Raw genomic sequence first — 18,422 nt, forward strand, 5'->3', positions numbered from 1 at the left:
TCACCTGTTGACCGAGTAGCAGTCGACCTGCGGTTCGCTGGGCAGCACGCCCGAAACGCCGATCACAAAGCCGGGCGCTTCAAGCAGCGAGGCCCAGTGCTCGCTTTTCTGGTCGAGTTCGAGGCACAGCCGGTCGCCGTCATAGGGAATTTCGCGCGGCTGTGAATGCAATGGTTTCAGCGGAATGCCGGGCAGGCGTGATTTCCACAGCCCTTCGAATTCGCTGGCCGAGCCGACGGTCGCCTGATTGACGAAAATCTTGCGCAACGCGTCCTCCGACAGTTCGGAGCCGATCCGCACCACGATCCGGCTCGCCACCAGAAGCTTTGGGTTGTCGATGCGGATCTTCCACACATTGGTGGCATGCCGCATGACCGGCAGTGCGCGCGACTTCGGCTCGATATAGCGCAGGCTGAGGATCAGCGAGCGCAGCGCGTCGGCCAGCGCCGAATAGGCCGGCCCCGGCGCCATGTGATCGTAAACAGGCAGTTCGCCCAGCCGCCTTGCGCTCGACCCGTAGGTGGCCATCGAGCCGGCAAGACCCGCCAGTTCCATATAAACCTCGGCCGGATGGAACACGTCCTGCGCCAGCATGTGCGCCAGCCGTGGCCGCGCGGCGTTGACCAGGTTGAGGATCAAGAGATCCTCGACGCTGCGCCCTGGACCGCCCAGCACCATCTTGCCATGCGCCTCGGCGATCTGGTCGAGGCCGGTGACCACCTCCTGCAGCAGGCGGCTGTACCAGGAGGCCGCGCCGATGACCAAGGTCGGCGGCAGGAATGTGTCGTCGAGCGCCACGCCGCCATCGGCGCGTACGCCCTTGAGCTCGGCCACCGGCAGGGCGGTGTAACCGCCCACCGCCGTGCCCGGCGCCAGCAACAGCGCCTGCGGTCGCGCGATCTCGATTTCCTCCGGGTCGGAGCCGCCATGCACGGCGTCGCGCACCGAGACGATCCGGCCGCGGTAGCGCGCGCCGGATGGCTCGGCGTGCGCCGGGTCGAAGCCGACGCCGCCGGGCGGTTCGAGCGGCAGTGCGATCAGCACCGGTCCCGCGCCCATCTCCGGCGTGACCGCCAGCGGCCGCGGCGCATCCATCGTCTCGGGGATCGCAAACGGCGTCCCGTCGGGAAAGATGCCGCGCGCCGAAAGCACCGAGATCTGGCCGGCATCGAGCTGTGCCTGGTCGAGCGTCAGCGTTCGAAAGCCGAACGTGTGCAGGTGCCCGGCCTGCAAGGCGCCGCGCACCGTCGCCTCGAAGAAGCGGTCCTGTTGCTGGAAATGCTGGGTGCGGAGGAACAGCCCCTCCGACCACAGCACCCTGTTTGCATCGCTCATGCCGGCACTCTCTGCTTCCTGCTCATCACCCTGGCGCGGCTTTGCGGAATACCGCCGCTAGGCGGAAATGCCGCCGCTGCCGAGCGTCACATTGACGGTGAACTTCGATCCCGGCGACACCGACTTGGTCGTGCGCCAGTTGCGTCCGGTGGGGTCCCTGATCAGTGCGACGAAGCCCAAGGCCGCCACCTCGGGTTCGACCGTGATGGTCTTCGACGCGGTCTTGCCCGGCCCAACCGAAATCGTGTCGGAGCCGATCAGATCGCCGCCAAGTGCCGCGCCGGCACCGCCCTGCAGGGCGAAATAGTCGGCCGAATTGAAGGCGCCAGTGCTCTTCAGGCGCAGGATCATGACGGTCACCGGCCTGTCGCCGCCGCCCGGTCCTGGATTCATGCCGGCGCCGCCGGCAAGATTGACGGTGATGACGGAAGGTTTCGGCGGGCCGCTCTGGCAAGCCGTCAGCAATCCTGTCGCGCCCAAGGCAAGAATGAATTCGCGTCTGTCGATCATGTCCTAGTCCTCCTCATATGCGTCCCTAAAATCAGCGCCGATTTCGCCCAGAAAGCGCGTCTCGGCGCTGTGAGCGATTTCACGGTGGCGTTTCTGGTACAGTTCCCAGAGCTTTGCGCCGCGTCCGCCGGTCAGCAGATTGCCGATCGCCGAACTCGACTTCAGTTCCTGTTCGATCGCCGCCGGATCGAAGCGGTCGATCATGCGTTTCAGCGCGCCCTGCACGCCGCGCCAGGCGCGAACGTGGTGCTGCGCCAGATCGCGCACCGCGTCCTTGATCGCCGCGTCGGCACCGAGGAAACCGGGGCTGCGCTCGGCCAGGATGGTCACCAGCGCATCGTCGACCGAGGGCAGGAATTTGAGCGGGTTGACCTCGGACGCACCGACCACGGTCTGCGCCACGCGGGCATTGCCCTTTTCCTCGGCGCGCTTGCGCAAAAGCTGCATCAGCCCTTCCATCATCAGCCGGTATTCGCGGCCGAATTTCTCCATATCGGCCACCGGGTCGCGGCCGGGAAAATCGGCCTCGTCCATGCCCATGCCGCGCAGGAAAGCGGCGCGCAATTCCGCGTCCGACTGTCCGGCCGACGGCCGCGCTGCGGCTTGCCGGACCGGAGTGCGCGGCGGCGGTGGGGACGGAGCTGGCGGTGGCTGCCGTGGCGATGGCTCGGCCGCGCGGGCGGGCAGATCCCAAGGCGCCGGAGAGGGGGCAGGCGAGGGCGCATCGGTTCCGCCGCCATCCGTCACCCCGGCGTCGAGGCTGGTGGACTCGGCAGGGCCAAAACCAAACCCGTCATCGAAGGCCGGCGGCTTCTCGGAACTGGATCTGATCGGCTCTCTCGACAGCGGCGCGGAGTCGAGGCCGAAGGGGTCGTCGAACAGCGGCTTGCCGCCGCCTTTGTCGGTGGCGGCCTCCGGCGCTGGCGTCGCCACCGGGTCGAGGCTGAATGGATCGTCGAACGCCTGCGACCTGCGTTCGTCGGAGAGCGCGCGCGCGAATGCGCCGGGCACCGGCTTCTCGAACGGATCGGGCAGGTCGGCGGGTCGCGGCCGTCTCGGCTCTTCTTCCGTCGTGGACGAAAAGAAATCGTCGCCGCCGAGACTGACCGGTGCCCGCGACGCCGCCGGCTTGCTGGCAGGTGCTGAGGGTCTGGAGGCCGGTGCTTCGGTCTTCGCCGTCTGCAGATCGACCCACACCACATAGTCGCCCAGCCGCAGCCGCATGCCGCTTTGCAGGCGCGCCGAATTTCCCGCGCCGAGCGGGCTGGCGGCATCGTCGATGAACAACCCGCTGCTGGACGTGTCGGTGACGAAATAGCCGCCCTGCTTGCTGGTGATCGTGCAGTGGGCGCGCGAGACGAACATGTCGGGATCGTTGATCTGCCAGTCGGCGTCGGCGCTGCGGCCGATCACCAGCTCACCCTCGTCCAGCCGCGCCTGTCGCGTGACTTGTGCGCGTGGTCCCTGTTCGAGCGTCAGCAGCAGGCTCATGCCGCCACCTCTTCTCGCCAGCCGACAATGGTCCGCAGCCGCATGTCGTCGGCATCTCCCCGCTCAGGGTTGCGCGCCAGCCAGGTGGTGCGGGCGAGCTGGACGGTTCCGAGCTTCGCCGGCGGCACTGCCTTTGCCGCAAGCACGATCCTCAGATCGACATCGATGGTCTCGCCGATCAGGTCGCGCACCGCCTGCTTCAACAGCTTCAGCCGCTCGCCGCCCGGCAGGAAGGCCTTGTAATCCTTGTAGCTCAGCGCGCCGATGCGCAGCTCGATCCGGCTCTGCCGGCTGAACGAGCGCGGGCCGATGGTGGCGCTGCGGCCGAGCGCGGCATAGCTGCCGCCAAGCCGGCTCTGCAGCCCCTTGGGGATGGTCATCCAGGCGGCGACGAACTCCTTCAGCACCACCGGCACCTTGAAGGCTTCGGCAATGAACAGGGTCAGCCGCTCGGGGCCGTCGACCTGGGAAGCGAGCGAGGCGGCCTGGCGCAGTTTTACGGCATCGAGTTCGGCATCCTGCGTGCCCGGCAGCCCGATGCCGGCCATTGCTTCGAGCATGGAACGGACGCGGCCGCCGACCCCGCGTTCGACCTGCACCGCCGGATGGGCATCCGCCCAGGCGCGGTAGTAGAGCGCGATCATCCGGTGCTGCAGGATGTTGACGAAATCGACGAAGGTGGTGTCGCTGGTCTGCCGTGCCTCCGCACCCGCGTACCAGCGTTGCGACAGGCGATCGAGCACCCAGCGCGTCAGATGCAGCGGCATCGGCCCTTCAGGCCCGAGCAGGCCGAGATTGTTGACCGTGACGCGCGCCGGCAACTTGTCCGTCGGCTCGCGGAAATCCACCACGTCCTGCACCGCGAAGGACAGCCGCACATTCTGGCCGAGCCTTGCCGGCTCGCGGTCCGGCCGGCCGGAATGGCCGAACAGGCCGCCTTGCCGTTCCAGCCGGCGCAGCAGTTCGAAAAAGTCGAAACTCTCGGACAGGGTTGCGGCTCGCTCTAGATCAGGTAGCGATTGCCGGGCGTCATCGGCCATAGCACATCCTCCTGTTTCTGGAGCAATCGCGTGCGGGTGCGCACGAACCCATTAATGCCGGCATGACGGGCAAACAGCCGCGACAGCAGACCTGACAGCAGCAAGGTGCTTTGTCCTGCCAGCACCGACTGGTCGACATGCAGCGTCACTTCCGTGCCGCGGCCGAAACACATCGGTCCGTCGATCGCCAGCCGCTCGATCACCGCGCGCGAGTCGATGCGCACGATCGAGCGCACATTGCGGGCGAGCCCGGGATCGCCGCGCTCGGCATAGAGATCGAGCAGCGCGTGCAGCGGATCGACGCCGCGGCCTTCCTTGGCCAGGCTGAGGAAGTTGAGCGCCAGTTGCGACACCAGCCGCCAGGCCAAATCGTCGGCGCGCGACTCGCCGTCGGCGCCGGCCGGCAGCGCTGCCGGAATGGCCGGCTGCGGCGAACGCAGCGCGCCAAGCAGCCGGACCGTCTCCACCGGGTCGCCGGCCTCCAGCGTCAGGGTCGGCGTGTCGTCGAGGATGGCGAGGTCGCGGTTGGTGCAAAGCGCCACGATGTCGACGCGCTTCAGCGGCCGGTTGGCCTGGCTGCGGACCGGGCGCGAGATCGCCAGAAAGACGTCGTCGCCGGCATAGGAGGTGCGCGTCACGCCCTGGCTGCGCTCGTCCTCGGTTGGCCGACGCGGCCGCCGCTCGGTCGAATAGACCCAGCCGCTGCCACGGTTTTGTCCGAGGCTGAAGAGCTCCGGTATTTCCGCATCGGGACCTTCGGCGTCAGCATCTTCGACCCGGATCACGCGGTAGATCTCAAAATCCCGCGCGCGCGTGCGATCGGCGTGCAGCACCTGCCGCGTCTTGCGCTGATCGAGCTCGATGACATTGCACTCGCGCTCGAAGAGATTGATGATCGGCGTCGCGAAAAGTTCGAAATCCGCCGGCGTCAGATCGGCGAGTTCCGGCACCGGACGCCTGAACAGGAAGACGATCTCAAGCCCCGCCTGGCATTTGCGCACCACCGGCTGCAAGCCGGTTACGCGCGCATAGTGGAAGCGCTCGGGCATCATGAAATATTCGCGCAGCAGGCGGTAGCCTTCGAAAGTCGGCCGCGTGCGCGGCATCATCGCCTCGGCATCGGCGATGCCCACCATCTCCGGCGCCGGCAGAGGCGACAGCGGATTGGTCTTGCCTTCAGGTCTTGCACCGACGCTCGCGCAGACGCCGAAGATCGCGTCGAACGTCAGCGGCGCCTTGGTGCGGTTGGCGAAGTAGAGGTCAAGCCGGTCGAGCGCCAGTTCGCCCAGTTTGACCTTTCCAATCGGGGCAAGCGTAATACGAAGTGCCGCTTCGCCGCCCTGGCCGCCGATCGGGCCAATACCGGCGGCGGCCAGCGCGCTGCGGTCCTGGAAATAGCCGACCGAACTGATCGCGATCGGAAACAGCGTCATGTCCTGCGCGGTGGTGAAGGTGCAGCGTGTCGACAGGCCGGCCTGCAGGCTGGAGACCAGCCGCGTGCCGCGCTTGACGACATGGCCGGCAAGCATGGTCTGCACCTGCTGGCCGGGCTTCAGCACCACCATGGCGGTGGCCGGCGCCGGCGTGACGAGATCGGGATAAAGCACGTCGAGGATGGCGCGCGAAAAACGCGAGCGTTCGGCATCCACCTTCAGCCGCGTGCGCGCGGCAAGAAAGGCGACACCGTCGAGCAGGCGCTCGACATAGGGATCCGGACACGGCACCGTATCCAGCGACAGATTGCGCGCGACGGCCGGATGCATGTCGGCGAACTCCGCCGCCAGCCCGCGTATGTGGGACAGTTCTTCCTCGTAATATTCTACGAAGACCCGGTCCATCTCAGGCTTCCCTGAACTCGGTGCGCGCCAGGCCGTTGTCGAGATTGATCGTCGTGCGCAGGCGCATGCGCTCCGGCGTCGGCGTCATGATCAGCACCGCGTCGATCTCGATCTTCAGGCCGGTCTTGTCGCCAAGATTGACCGAGACCTTCGTCGCGCTCTCCTTGAGCCGCGGCTCGAAGGTGGCGAGCACGGCGCGGATCTCGCGCGCCAGCACATCGCGATCGAAGTCGCGCGACGAGCGGCCGGAAAAGGACGGCACGCCGTAATTGACCACGCTGCGGCGCACCTCCGGAAAGTCGTCCAGCGCTGTCGGACTGTCGGTCATCTGCTCGGCCTCGAGATCGGAAAGCATGGGCGTCGACTCGAAGCGTTCGGTGTTGAACAACGCCTCGATGTCGCGCCGCACGGCCTCGCGCAGCACGTCGGGCGACACCACGATGCCGCGGCTTTCAAGCTCGCCGCGATGCCGGTTCTGAAACGCCAGCCTGTGCAGCCGGCGTTTCTGATCGGCGTTCAGCGCATCGTCGGCGTCGATGCGCCTCGGCCCGTCCGCCAAGAGCTCGTCCAGACGCTCTTCACCGAGTTCGTCATGCAGAGCCTGCCTGAGCCCGTCTATCTCGGAACTCAGGCCGGGCAAATCGTTGACGAGGCGGTCCCAGAGCGAAGGCTGTACTGCCTCGCGCTTGGCCCGTGAACCGCCCGCCTGTGCCTTGTCAGTGGCAGGGCGCTTTGCACGCCCCTCACTTGCCGACATAGACATCCATTTCGGCTTCGTCATTGTCGTCATAGACGAACTTGATCTTCTTGTAGGCGAAGGAGACCTCCTCCTGGATCAGGTCGGCTTCATCGTCGGCCTGCGACATGTCGTATTCCATGATCGAGGCATCGGTCAGGGTGACGACCAGATAGTCCTTGCTCTCGCCGTCGATGGTCCGCCGTGCGGAGAACTTGACCTCGTCCAGCGCCTTGTTTTCGAACAGGGCCTTCGCGAGGTAGGGCGAAGATTTGTCATAGTGCTTGGTGAATTTGATCATGCCCATCGACACGCGGCCGCGGCGCGAGAGCGAATTCGGGTCATAGGGCGCCACCATCTTGTAGTCGATGCCATGGATCTCGATCTCGTCGTCGTGGCCGTCGCGGGTGCTGGGGCCTTTAATGTCCGGAACTTTCAAAAAACCATCGATTTTCATGGTCGGCATTTTCTTTCTCCACCGCTTTCAAACGAAAAAAGTTTTGGTTGCTGCAATCAAGTCTTCACAGACGGCAGTTCCGACACCAGCCTGAGCGAGGCGTTGATGCCTTCCAGCTGGTAGTGCGGGCGCAGATAGAAGCGGGCGTTGTAGTAGCCCGGCCGGCCCTCCACGCTGTCGACCTGCACCTCGGCAGCGGCAAGCGGACGCTTGGCGCGCGCCTTGTCGTCGGCGAAGGCCGGATTGGCCAGCACGTACCGGTTGATCCATTCGGTCAACCAGATCTGCATGTCGGAGCGTTCCTTGAACGAGCCGATCTTGTCGCGCGCAATGGCCTTGAGGTAGTGCGCGAAACGGGAAACCGGGAACAGATACGGCAGGTTGGCGGAGAGCCGTTCATTGGACTGTGCGTCGGGATCGACAAGGCGTCCAGCGCGGGTCTCGTCGTCCTGCAGCGAATGGGCGCCGATGAAGGCGGCCAGATCGGTGTTCTTGCGGTGCAGGATCGGCATCAGGCCGAGCTTGGCCAGTTCCGCCTCGCGCCGGTCATCGATGGCGACTTCCGTCGGGCATTTCATCGCGATCGAGCCGTCATCCGTCGGGAAAGCGTGCACCGGCAGGTTGAGCACCGTGCCGCCGTTCTCGACGCCGCGGATCTGCGTGCCCCAGCCGAACAATTTGTGGCTGCGGTTGATGTTGACGCCCATCGGGAAGGCGGCGTTCATCCAGACATATTTGTTGTGGTCGCCATGCACCTCCTCCTCGAAGGAGAAGCCCTTGACCGGAACGGTCTCGGACCCGTAGGGCAGCCGCGCCAGCACACGCGGCATGGTGAGGCCAATATAGCGGGCGTCCTCGCTTTCGCGCAGCGACTGCCACGAGGCATAGGCCGGATTGTTCACGATCATCTGCAGGTCCTGCGGGTTGGGCAGTTCCTGCCAGCTGTCCATACGGAACAGCCGCGGTGAGGCGGCGGCGATGAACGGCGTGTGCGCCGAGGCGCAGATGCCGGATATGTTGCGCAGCAGGCCGACGTCGCGCGGATGGTTCGAAAACTCGTAGGCGCCAACGATGCAGCCGATCGGCTCGCCGCCGAGCATCGAATACTCGTCCGTATAGACTTTCTTGAAGATCGGGCTCTGGTCCCACATCTGGCCTTCATAGTCTTCAAGCGTGTCGGCCAGTTGCTCCTTGGAGATGTTCATCACCCGGATCTTGAGATGCTTCGCATCCGTCTCGGTGTTGTTGATGAGATACCAAAGGCCGCGCCATGTGCCTTCCATCTCCCGCACTTCCGGGGCGTGAAGGATTTCGTTGACCTGCGTCGTCAGCATCTTGTCGATGCCGGCGATCAGCGACTTGATCGACTTGATCGAGTTCGACGAAATCGTCGTCGTCTCGGAGCGCGACTGCGCCGCCAGCGCCAGGTTGCGCACCAGTTGCTGCAGCTTCTCGCTGTCGTCCTTCTTGACCTTGAAATCCTTCTCCAGCAGCTGGCTGAATTCGCCGAGATCGACTGCCTCGGCTTCGGCGACGGATGCTGCGGTCTTTTGCTGTTCGGCCATGATTTATTCCTCGCCCTTGTCGTCGTCGGACATCGCCTGGCTGGCGATCTGTGCCAGCAGCGGCTGATTGTTCAGCAGCTGGGCGATGCGCTTTTCGGCATCGACGCGACCGTCCATGAAGCCGAGCAGTTCCTCGAGCTGGCGCCGCATCTTGAGGATCTCGGCCAGTTGCGGAACCTGTTCGGCGATTTTGTCGGGGGCGAAATCGCCCATCTTGGTGAAGGTCAGGTCGAGTGCGAGCTCTTCGTCGCGCTCCTGGCCTTCGGCTTGCGGCAGGGTGTTCTTCACCCGCGCCTTGACCCTGGGTCCCAGCGCTTCCATGAATTTGGGGAAGCGGTTGGCATCGGTCTCGACAAAGGAACGGTCGAGCACCGTCTTTGCCGCTTCCCTGGTCTGCGATGCGCCCGACAGGTCGGCCATCACGCCCATGACGAACGGCAGTTCGATCGTCGTCGGGCTGCCGTAGGTTTCGACATCGTAGGCGATCTGCACGCGCGGGGCGCGATTTCGCTCGATGACCTTCGCTTTGCTTTCGGCTGGCATGTGTTGCTACCTTTCATCCTTCTGGGCAGTCTTCTTGGCGTCGGGAACGCCGGCGAGCAGCCGGAATTCCTTCAGCCCCGACGGGGCGAGATCTTCCATCAGTTCAACGAAATCCATGTGCACCATGCGGCGCACACGGCGGGCGAGATGCGGGATCGGGCTCGACGGCTCGGTGCGGTCGTAGAAGGCCACCACAAGGTCGAGGCACTTCACCACATCGTCGCGCGAGGAAATCCTGTCGGGGAGCCCCGCATTTGGCTCTGCGTAGCTTGCCATCGTCTCGGCTCCATGACCGTTTCTGGCCGGCATTGCCGGGCTTGCCGTGGCAGGCACCGGGCTGGCTGCGCCATTCGTCGCCGCCGGGGCCGTGGTTTCCACCGCCGTGTTGCGTTCCAACGTCGTCAGCACGCGCTGCAAAAAGCGCTTCAGGTCCGGAACCGCCGCGCCGTGGCCTTCAAGACGGGCATTCAGCGCCGTGTCCACTGCGTCGAGCGCTCCGATCGCGGCGTGAGTATCGGCGATCAGTGCCGTCATCTGTTCGCCGGCCTGATCCAGCTGCGCGGCGCATCCGCTGCCCACCCGGTTCAGAAGCTGCCCATGCGCGCCGACCAGCGCTGCCTTTTCGGCGGCATTCAATCCCGACGCCGCTTCCTGAAGCATGACGCGGTCGTCGAGCGCGCCCTGTTCCAGATCGCGTCCAGTGATCGGCCCCATGGGTCGTGGGGCGAAGAAAACCATTTGCCTGAGGTTCGCAAGCAGCCCGTCCTGGTTATTCTGCAGGTCGGCCAGCGCGTTGAGGCGGCGCAAGGCTGCGTCGCGCGGCTGACCGCCGGGCCGCAGCGCCGGGTGCATCGTCTCCCAATGCGCCTCGAAAGTCCGCGCGATCAGCGTCAGGCCCTGCGCCAGCCCGGCGAGACCTTCTTCATTGGCGAGCGCCCGGGCGACGATGACAAGCAGGCGAAGGTCGCGGCCATGCGAACGCAATTCCTCGGCCTTGCTGAGAACGGCAGGCCAATCGACGGGAATCGTCGATTGCGCGGCAGGCTTGTTGCGCCCGTCATGGACGACCTTGATCTGCGGCTCGGTGAGGCGCTCGAGCTCGTGAAAGACCGGATCGTTGCGCAAGTCTCCGCCTGACGGATTTTCACCGTCCAACGGAGCAAGCCAGAGTGCGAGATCGATCACAGCTACCCCCAGCGACCGGCTCTAAAACCGTACGTGACCCAACGTTAGCACACGGTTGCACCCTACCACAATTCGGCAAACCGCTCAAAAGTTAACGGGCGCTAATGCGAGCCAGTGCAACTGCATCTCGAATGGCGCAATCTATGGCGTGCTTGCCCAGCCCCCGTATGTGAAGCGCATCGCATAGAATTGGAAAAATTCGTGGTTGTCTGCATTTGATGGCGCGGGACTTTCCACAAAGGGAAGCGGCCGGCTGAATGACGCGCTTTGTCAAGCGGCTGCTTATGTGGCAGGCTGTCGACGGGCAGGTTGCAGGAGCAGGTTCGATGGAACAGCGCCGGTCGTCGCAGAGCTTCAAACGCAAGGAACTGGTCGGCAAGCTCAATCATGTCAGTCAGCGTGCCTTCATGGCAGCTGCCAGCGCAGCCAAATTGCGCGGCAATCCCTACGTCGAGCTTGTCCATTTCATTGAACAATTGGTGCTTTCCGATCGCTCGGATGTGCAGATGATCGTCGCCGACGCCGGGATCGATGTCAGCCGGCTAACGGCAGATATGAACCGCGCCGTCGACAAGTTGCCTTACGGTGCCACCTCAGTGGAGGAAATGTCCGAGCATATCTTTCAAGCCATTCACGATGCTTGGAGTCTGGCGACGCTAGAGTTCGGCGTGGAAGAGGTACGCAGCGCCCACATCCTGCTCGCCTGCCTGAAGACGCCGGTGCTGGAAGGCCTGGTGTCGAAGATCAGCGCCGAGTTCGACAAGATCGACGCCGACGCAGTCATCGCCCGCTTTGCCGAAGTGGTGGAAGGGTCCCTCGAAGCCGGTGCCGCGGCAGCGGCTACCCCCACCGCCGAGGCGCCGCGGCGCGCCCCGGGCGGGGAGTCCGCGCTGGCCAAATATGCCACCGACCTCACCCAGCGCGCCCATGACGGCAAGATCGATCCGGTCGTCGGCCGCGACCCGGAAATCAGGCAGATCATCGATATCCTGATGCGGCGCCGGCAAAACAACCCGATTCTGACCGGCGAGGCCGGCGTCGGCAAGACCGCGGTGGTCGAGGGTTTTGCCTTGCGCATCGCCCAGGGCGACGTACCGCCGCCGCTGCAAGGCATCAGCGTGCGCATGCTCGATGTCGGCCTGATGCAGGCCGGCGCCAGCGTCAAGGGCGAGTTCGAAAAGCGCCTGAAGGCAGTGATCGATGAGGTCCAGTCTTCGGAGACGCCGGTCATTCTGTTCATTGACGAGGCGCACACGCTGATCGGCGCCGGCGGTGCCGCCGGAACCGGCGACGCTGCCAATCTCCTGAAGCCGGCGCTGGCCCGTGGCGAACTGCGCACCATCGCGGCGACCACCTGGGCCGAATACAAGCAGCACATCGAAAAGGACCCGGCGCTGACCCGCCGTTTCCAGGTGGTCAAGATCGACGAGCCGTCGGAAGCGGTCGCCGTTCTCATGCTGCGCGGCGTCGCCGGCGTGCTCGAACAGCACCACGAGGTGCAGATCCTCGACGAGGCGATCGAGGCGGCGGTCAGCCTGTCGCATCGCTACATCCCGGCGCGGCAATTGCCCGACAAGGCGGTGAGCCTGCTCGACACCGCTTGCGCCAGGGTCGCGGTCTCGCAGCATGCGACGCCGGCCGAGGTCGAGGACATTTTGCGCCGCCGCCAGGCGTTGGAGGTTGAAAGCGGCATCATCGGCCGCGAAGCCGCGATCGGCATCGAAGTGGCCGACCGGCAGGCGCGGGTCGAAGCCGGGCTCGCCGAGACTGAGACCACGCTCGCTACTGCGCAGGAGCGCTGGGAGCGCGAAAAGGTGCTGGTAGCCGAGATCCTCGAATTGCGCGCGCGGCTGCGCGGCGAGGGCGTGCCGCTCGATGAGGTAGCAACCGCCGAGGCTGACGCCGAAACGGCAGCGCCGGACGCGGAAAAGACCAAGGTGCCGAGGGCCGAGCCGCCCAAGGCTGAAACGGCGAAGGCTGAAACGGCCAAGAGCAAAAAATCCAAGGCCAAGGCTGGGACGGCTGCGGCGGATGCCGACACGCCTCCAGCCGACCCGGCCGCCGATCTCGTGCGGCTGCGTGAACTCATGGCCGAGCTTGCCACGGCGCAGGGCGAGACACCGCTGATCCTGCCCTCCGTCGACCGCAATGCGGTGGCTGCCGTGGTCCAGGATTGGACCGGCATCCCGACGGGGAGAATGCTGTCCAGCCAGACCGAGAAGGCGCTCAAGCTCGCCGAGACTTTGTCCGAGCGTGTCGTCGGCCAGGACCATGCCATGGAGATGATCGCCAAGCGGGTGCAGACGAGCCGCGCCGGGCTCGGAGCGCCGGAAAAGCCGGTCGGCGTGTTCCTGCTTTGCGGCCCCTCGGGCGTCGGCAAGACCGAGACGGCGCTGGCACTGGCCGAAACGCTCTATGGCGGCGAGCAGAACCTGATCTCGATCAACATGTCGGAGTTCCAGGAGGCACACACCGTCTCGACGCTGAAGGGCGCACCGCCTGGCTATGTCGGCTACGGCAAGGGCGGCATCCTGACCGAGGCCGTGCGCAGAAAACCCTATTCGGTGATCCTGCTCGACGAGGTAGAGAAGGCGCATCCCGACGTGCACGAAATCTTTTTCCAGGTCTTCGACAAGGGCATGATGGACGACAGCGAAGGAAGGCGCATCGACTTCAAGAACACGCTGATCCTGCTGACGTCCAATGTCGGCTCCGAAGTCATCATGGAGCGGACCGGCAACGGCACGGTGAGGGCGGGGCTCGACGGGCTCGACGCAGCGTTGCGCGGACCGCTGCTGAAAGTGTTTCCGGCGGCCTTCCTCGGCCGCGTGGTGACCATCCCTTACTATCCGCTCTCGGATTCGATGATCGAGGCCATCACCCGCCATCAGTTCTCCAAGATTGCGCGCCGGCTGCGGGCCAGCCACGACGCCGAACTGGTGATCGGCGATGGTGTCATGGCGCTGGTCAAGGCGCGGTGCACGGAGATCGAGTCCGGCGGCCGCATGATCGACGCCATCCTGACCAACACGCTGCTGCCGGAACTCAGCCGTGGCGTACTGAACCGGTCGCTCGACGGCGAGAAGATGACCAAGGTGACGGTCAGTGCTTCCGCCGACGGGTTTGCCTATTCGTTCGAATAGTCAGGTCGGACTGCTCGTTTCCGCCTCGGCGCGGATCACCTTGATGTCGGCGCCCGCCGCCCAGGCGCCGATATCCTCACGCCGCAAGGCCGCCGCCATCATGTCGGGAAACAGGTCTGGCGTGCAGGCAAAGACCGGTATGCCAAGTGCGGCGACCGAGGCCGACATTGCCGGATCGTAGCCGGGCCGGCCCTGGTCGGTCAGCGCCAGCAGCACCACGACATTGACGCCGGACCGCACCAGCGCCGCCAGCCGCCGCAGCAAGTCCTGGCCGTTGCCGCCCTCATAGAGGTCGGTGATCAGCACGAAGTGGGATTTGGTCGGCCGCTCGATGCGGTCGGCGCAGTAGGCGACCGCCTGGTTGATGTCGGTGCCGCCGCCGAGCTGCACGCCAAACAGCACTTCGACGGGGTCGCTGAGCTCTTCGGTCAGATCGACGATTGCCGTGTCGAAACAGACCAGCTTGGTGCGCACCACCGGTAGCGACGCCATGACAGCGGCGAAGATCGAGGCATAGATCACCGAGCTCGCCATCGAGCCGGACTGGTCGACGCACAGCACCACCTCGTCGAGATCGACCAGCCGGCGCTGCTTGCGCATGAAGCCGACAAGCTTCTCAGGCACGATGGTTTTGTGCTCCGGCTGGTAGTGTCGAAGATTGGCCGAGATGGTGCGCGGCCAGTCGATGTAGCGTTGGCGCGGGCGGTTGGTGCGCCGCGAGCGGTCGAGCGCGCCGCGGATCGCCTCGGCGGTCTTCTGCTCCAGCCGCTGCATCAGCTTGGCGACGATGTCGGCGATGATGGTGCGGGCGATGTCCTTGGTCTTGGCCGGCATCACCGAGCGCAGCGAAATCAGGTCGGCGACGAGGTTGACGTCGGCCTCGATCGCCTTCAGGAATTCCGGCTCCATCAGCATCTGTTTCAGGTTCAGCCGTTCGAAGGCATCCTTCTGGACGATCTGGACCACCTGTGCGGGAAAGAAGGAGCGGATATCGCCCATCCATTGCGCCACGCGCGGCGCCGAGCGGCCAAGTCCGCCGCGCCGCTTGCGTGGGTCGGCATCGGCATTGGCGCCGTCGCCGTAAAGCGCATCGAGCGCCGACGACAGTTTTTTGTCGTCGTTGGAGAGGGCTGAGGAGGACTCATCATCGGCGCCGATCGCCAGCCGCCAGCGGCGCTCGCGCCCGCTATCGGTTGGTGCAGGGGCCGAGCCTTCCGCGTTTGTTTCGTCGTCCATCGTCACGTTCCGCCCGCCAGCAAGGGGCCAAGCCGCTCCAGGTGCCGGCGCCAGCCCTCGCCGCCATCCGGCGCCGGCGTCAACCCGGCCGGCAGCCGCGCGGTGCGCCCGAGCACGGCCTCGATCAGCCGGCGGCGCTCCATGCTGTCCAGATTGGAGAAGACACGGCGCAGCAGCGGCAGATGCGCGACGAAGGCGTCCTCGTCGAGCGATTTCAGCCACGCATCGACCGCGCCGCGCAGGCCCTCGTCATAGATCAGCCGCTGACCGGCGGTGCTGAAGAAACCTTCAAAGAAACCCGCCGCCTGTGCAACCGGCGTTCCCGGCGACAGCCTGCGCCCGAGCAGTCTGGCGGCGTCCTCGGCCGACAGTTGTCCGGCTTCGTAGAGCAGATGCGCGGCGCAGCCGGCGAGCAGCGCCGTCGAGCGCGGACCTTCCAGTACGCCGGTCAGCCCGTTGCGCCAGGCATCGAGAACGCCTTCGCCGGGCTCGACCAGGCGGATCGCCGCGTCGGCCTTGCGCACCGCGCCGACCAGCGTCGCGGCGGCCTGTTCGTCCAGATCGCGCACCGCATAAGGCAAGGCGATTGCGCCTTCAACGATCAGCCGTTCCAACAAACCGGACAACCGGTTGGTTTCGGTCCTGCGCGCCTCGCCGTAGCGGATGATGTCGGCAAGCGGCGGCACCGAGGCCAGGATTTCCAGGCATTCGCTGCTGTGCGCCGCGCGTGCCTCCAGCGCCGCAAGACCGGCGCTCGCGGCCTCCGACAGGTCCGCCGTGATGGCGCTCTGGACAAGGGCTGCCAGCGTGTCGAGGCTGGCTGCGGCGCCGAGCATCTGGATCAGGCGTCCATTGGCGGCCTTTTCGATGGTCGGGCCGTAGATCAGGTTCTCGACCAGGCGCACGGCATATTCCGGCTCCCAGGCCAGGGTCCACTTTTCGCGGAAGGTGCCGCGGCTGCGGCCGGCATCGGCCAGCCTGCCCCACTGTACGCCAAGCACATTCAGCCGGTGCAGTAACGTCGAGCGAAACAGCCCGTTTTCGCTGCGCAAATCGACGGACAGCTCGCGCTCAAGCGCCTCCGGCTTCAGCCGTGCCGCTTTCTGGTTGCGCTGCAGATCCTCGATCAGCGGCGCCAGCGGCGTGTCGGGCGGGATCTCGCCGACATCCGCGCCCAGCAGCAACTCGGCCTCGACCAGCGCCCACAACATCGCTTCGCCGTTGAACAGCGCCGCGATCGCCGCGTCGCGCAATTCCTCGAAGCCGGGTTTCGGCCGCTCGCGAATGGCAGCCAGTGTGCGGGCGAGCCGCTCGGCCTCGATCAGCGACGCCGTCGAGACCAGGTGGCCCTTCGCCCGCAGCACCGCCGCGATCATCGCCAGCCACAAAGTCGCGGCGTCGCGCCGGTCGCGCGTGCGCCAAAGATGTTTGCACCAGCCGGGCGCAACAACGCCGGCGCCATAGCCATAGCCCAGCGCCAGGCGCGGTCCCGTCCACGGCGCCCATGTCATGATGCTTTTGCGTCTGGCAATTCCCTTGATCAGCGCCTGGTCGTTCTTCTGCGTGTGCGCGGCCTGCAGGGCCGGCACGTGCCATGCGCCGCAGACGACGGCGATTGGTCCGTCGAACTCCTTGCGCGCGGCAGCGATTTCCAGCCGCATATGCGCTTCACGTTTGGCCTCGAACGGCGCGATCGTGCCTTCGCCATCGCGCAGCGTCGTCATCGCATCGGCGATGGCCGCGAAGATCGGACCGGGCTGCGGGTTCTGCTCGATGATGTCGGCCCACCAGCTTTCGCCGTCCTCATAGCCGGCGGCCGCAGCCAGCGTGCCGATCGGGTCGCGATGCGATGCGGGCTCACCATCCTCGGCGGCTTCGTCGTTGGGCTTGGTCTCGTCGCCCTCTTCAGTTTTGTCGTCGTCGGTTGCTGGCGGGGTGAACCGCGCCGACGACGGCAGGTCGATGAACCGCAACGCCGCCTTGTTCTCCACCGCCCACACCGCCGCCTGGTATTCGGGCGAGAACTCGGCGAACGGCCAGAAGCTGGTCGCCGCAGGATCGTCCTCGGGATAGCAAAGCAGCGCCACCGGCGGCTGCATTTCCGGACGCGCCAGCAGCGGCAGCAGGGCGGACGCATCGCTCGGCCCCTCGATCAGCACCGCGACCGGCTGCAAGTCCCGCAGCGCCTGCACCAGGCTGGCGGCGGAGCCCGGCCCGTGATGGCGGATGCCGAAATAGGCGACGTCGCTCATGACCTCAGATCGCTGCGTTCAGCGCCGCGTAGTAGCCGGCATAGTCCGGCCGCTTCTTGAGCACCGTTTCCAGATATTCCTCCAGCACCACCTTGTCCTGCACCGGATCCTTGATGATGGCGCCGACAAGGCTGGCGGCAAGACCTTCGGCGCCGAGCTTGCCGCTGTCGAACCACGCCGCCTGGCTGAGGCCGCCGACCATTGTCGCGATCGCCTCGGCGGTCGACAGGGAGCCCGACGGCGTCTTCAGTGTCACCTTGCCATCTGATGTCGCGCCCGAGCGCAACTCGCGGAAAATGGTCAGCACGCGCGCGATCTCCTCGCCGACATTCTTCGGCACCGGCAGGTCGAGCCCGCCAGCCATCTCGTCGACCCGTTTGGAAACGATCGCCACCTCTTCGGCCATGTCCTCGGGCAGCGGCAGCACCACGACGTTGAAGCGGCGCTTGAGCGCCGAGGACAATTCGTTGACGCCCTTGTCGCGGTTGTTGGCGGTGGCGATGATGTTGAAGCCGCGCTGGGCGTAGATCGAGGTGTTGAGTTCCGGAATCGGCATCATCTTTTCCGACAGCACGGTGATCAGCGTGTCCTGCACGTCCGACCCCATGCGCGTCAGTTCCTCCAGCCGGCAGAGCTTGCCGCTCTCCATGGCGCGGTAGAGCGGCGTCGGCACCAGCGCTTCCTGGCTCGGCCCCTTGGCCAGAAGCTGCGCATAGTTCCAGCCATAGCGGATCTGGTTCTCATCGGTGCCGGCCGTGCACTGCACGATCAGCGTCGAGTCGCCCATGATGGCGGCGGCGAGATGTTCCGACACCCAGGATTTGGCGGTGCCGGGAACGCCGAGCAACAGCAGCGCGCGGTCGGTGGCGAGTGTCGCCACCGCCGTTTCCATCAGCCGGCGGCGGCCGACATACTTTGGCGATATCACGGTGCCGTCGCTGGCCTTGCCGCCGAGCAGGTAGGTCAGCACGGCCTTTGGCGACAGGCTCCATCCGGCCGGCTTCTGTCGGTCGTCGCCACGCGCGAGCGCTTGCAGTTCAGACGCGTAGGCCTGCTCGACGGGGAGGCGGATGGCTGCGTTCATTGTGCTG

14 protein-coding genes are annotated in these 18,422 nt (G+C 65.6%); 1 reads left to right on the forward strand and 13 read right to left on the reverse strand.

Translation table 11 applies throughout. The features are described 5' to 3' along the window. Genes tssK through tssA form a run of 10 tightly spaced genes read right to left on the reverse strand, consistent with a single transcriptional unit; the run spans window position 1 to window position 10,700 of the window. Window positions 1-1,335, reverse strand: coding sequence for a type VI secretion system baseplate subunit TssK (gene tssK / locus AC04SH_RS18615; RefSeq protein WP_023709959.1), 1,335 nt, complete (start codon window positions 1,333-1,335; stop codon window positions 1-3). A 57-nt stretch (window positions 1,336-1,392) separates the two neighbouring features. Continuing rightward, window positions 1,393-1,845, reverse strand: a complete 453-nt coding sequence (gene tssJ / locus AC04SH_RS18620; RefSeq protein WP_352557200.1) for a type VI secretion system lipoprotein TssJ — start codon at window positions 1,843-1,845, stop codon at window positions 1,393-1,395. Window positions 1,846-1,848: 3 nt separating this feature from the next. Continuing rightward, window positions 1,849-3,336 (reverse strand): type VI secretion system-associated FHA domain protein TagH, encoded by a 1,488-nt coding sequence (gene tagH, locus AC04SH_RS18625; protein ID WP_488576136.1) that lies wholly within the window; start codon window positions 3,334-3,336, stop codon window positions 1,849-1,851. After that, window positions 3,333-4,376, reverse strand: coding sequence for a type VI secretion system baseplate subunit TssG (gene tssG, locus AC04SH_RS18630; protein WP_488576137.1), 1,044 nt, complete (start codon window positions 4,374-4,376; stop codon window positions 3,333-3,335). The genes tagH and tssG overlap by 4 nt, the downstream gene beginning before the upstream one ends. Next, entirely contained in the window at window positions 4,340-6,214 is a 1,875-nt protein-coding gene (gene tssF, locus AC04SH_RS18635) for a type VI secretion system baseplate subunit TssF (RefSeq protein WP_488576138.1), read from the reverse strand. The genes tssG and tssF overlap by 37 nt, the downstream gene beginning before the upstream one ends. Window position 6,215: 1 nt before the next feature. Further along, on the reverse strand, window positions 6,216-6,971 hold the full coding sequence (gene tssE, locus AC04SH_RS18640; protein WP_488576299.1) for a type VI secretion system baseplate subunit TssE: 756 nt from the start codon (window positions 6,969-6,971) through the stop codon (window positions 6,216-6,218). Further along, a complete protein-coding gene (locus AC04SH_RS18645; RefSeq protein WP_488576300.1) occupies window positions 6,958-7,407 on the reverse strand; it encodes an Hcp family type VI secretion system effector in 450 nt (149 codons plus the stop codon). The genes tssE and AC04SH_RS18645 overlap by 14 nt, the downstream gene beginning before the upstream one ends. A gap of 56 nt (window positions 7,408-7,463) precedes the next feature. Beyond that, the gene (gene tssC, locus AC04SH_RS18650) at window positions 7,464-8,972 is read right to left on the reverse strand and encodes a type VI secretion system contractile sheath large subunit (RefSeq protein ID WP_112565910.1); all 1,509 of its coding nucleotides are present in this window, start codon (window positions 8,970-8,972) and stop codon (window positions 7,464-7,466) included. A gap of 3 nt (window positions 8,973-8,975) precedes the next feature. Beyond that, entirely contained in the window at window positions 8,976-9,515 is a 540-nt protein-coding gene (tssB, locus tag AC04SH_RS18655) for a type VI secretion system contractile sheath small subunit (protein ID WP_112565907.1), read from the reverse strand. A gap of 6 nt (window positions 9,516-9,521) precedes the next feature. Further along, on the reverse strand, window positions 9,522-10,700 hold the full coding sequence (gene tssA, locus AC04SH_RS18660) for a type VI secretion system protein TssA (protein ID WP_488576139.1): 1,179 nt from the start codon (window positions 10,698-10,700) through the stop codon (window positions 9,522-9,524). A 326-nt stretch (window positions 10,701-11,026) separates the two neighbouring features. Here tssA and tssH point away from each other — a divergent pair, with 326 nt between their 5' ends. Next, window positions 11,027-13,843: a type VI secretion system ATPase TssH gene (gene tssH, locus AC04SH_RS18665; RefSeq protein WP_488576301.1), complete on the forward strand. Its 2,817-nt coding sequence runs from the start codon at window positions 11,027-11,029 to the stop codon at window positions 13,841-13,843. Here the strand turns inward: tssH and AC04SH_RS18670 are convergent, their stop codons facing one another. The 3 genes from AC04SH_RS18670 to AC04SH_RS18680 are packed head-to-tail and all read right to left on the reverse strand — an operon-like array spanning window position 13,844 to window position 18,415. Further along, a complete protein-coding gene (locus tag AC04SH_RS18670) occupies window positions 13,844-15,079 on the reverse strand; it encodes a VWA domain-containing protein (protein WP_488576140.1) in 1,236 nt (411 codons plus the stop codon). Between the two features lie 2 nt (window positions 15,080-15,081). Beyond that, window positions 15,082-17,331 (reverse strand): DUF5682 family protein, encoded by a 2,250-nt coding sequence (locus tag AC04SH_RS18675; protein ID WP_488576141.1) that lies wholly within the window; start codon window positions 17,329-17,331, stop codon window positions 15,082-15,084. 4 nt (window positions 17,332-17,335) lie between these two features. After that, window positions 17,336-18,415, reverse strand: coding sequence for an ATP-binding protein (locus tag AC04SH_RS18680; RefSeq protein WP_488576142.1), 1,080 nt, complete (start codon window positions 18,413-18,415; stop codon window positions 17,336-17,338). Window positions 18,416-18,422: the final 7 nt, after the last annotated feature.

This window comes from Mesorhizobium sp. CNPSo 4688, from assembly GCF_057784295.1.

What these genes read in the sequence shown, in the direction of transcription:
- AC04SH_RS18645 (WP_488576300.1), bottom strand. Translation starts at nt 7,407, where the DNA reads ATGAAAATCGATGGTTTTTTGAAAGTTCCGGACATTAAAGGCCCCAGC.
- AC04SH_RS18670 (WP_488576140.1), bottom strand. Translation starts at nt 15,079, where the DNA reads ATGGACGACGAAACAAACGCGGAAGGCTCGGCCCCTGCACCAACCGAT.
- tssK (WP_023709959.1), bottom strand. Translation starts at nt 1,335, where the DNA reads ATGAGCGATGCAAACAGGGTGCTGTGGTCGGAGGGGCTGTTCCTCCGC.
- tssB (WP_112565907.1), bottom strand. Translation starts at nt 9,515, where the DNA reads ATGCCAGCCGAAAGCAAAGCGAAGGTCATCGAGCGAAATCGCGCCCCG.
- tssG (WP_488576137.1), bottom strand. Translation starts at nt 4,376, where the DNA reads ATGGCCGATGACGCCCGGCAATCGCTACCTGATCTAGAGCGAGCCGCA.
- tagH (WP_488576136.1), bottom strand. Translation starts at nt 3,336, where the DNA reads ATGAGCCTGCTGCTGACGCTCGAACAGGGACCACGCGCACAAGTCACG.
- tssH (WP_488576301.1), top strand. Translation starts at nt 11,027, where the DNA reads ATGGAACAGCGCCGGTCGTCGCAGAGCTTCAAACGCAAGGAACTGGTC.
- AC04SH_RS18680 (WP_488576142.1), bottom strand. Translation starts at nt 18,415, where the DNA reads ATGAACGCAGCCATCCGCCTCCCCGTCGAGCAGGCCTACGCGTCTGAA.
- tssC (WP_112565910.1), bottom strand. Translation starts at nt 8,972, where the DNA reads ATGGCCGAACAGCAAAAGACCGCAGCATCCGTCGCCGAAGCCGAGGCA.
- tssF (WP_488576138.1), bottom strand. Translation starts at nt 6,214, where the DNA reads ATGGACCGGGTCTTCGTAGAATATTACGAGGAAGAACTGTCCCACATA.
- AC04SH_RS18675 (WP_488576141.1), bottom strand. Translation starts at nt 17,331, where the DNA reads ATGAGCGACGTCGCCTATTTCGGCATCCGCCATCACGGGCCGGGCTCC.
- tssJ (WP_352557200.1), bottom strand. Translation starts at nt 1,845, where the DNA reads ATGATCGACAGACGCGAATTCATTCTTGCCTTGGGCGCGACAGGATTG.
- tssE (WP_488576299.1), bottom strand. Translation starts at nt 6,971, where the DNA reads ATGTCGGCAAGTGAGGGGCGTGCAAAGCGCCCTGCCACTGACAAGGCA.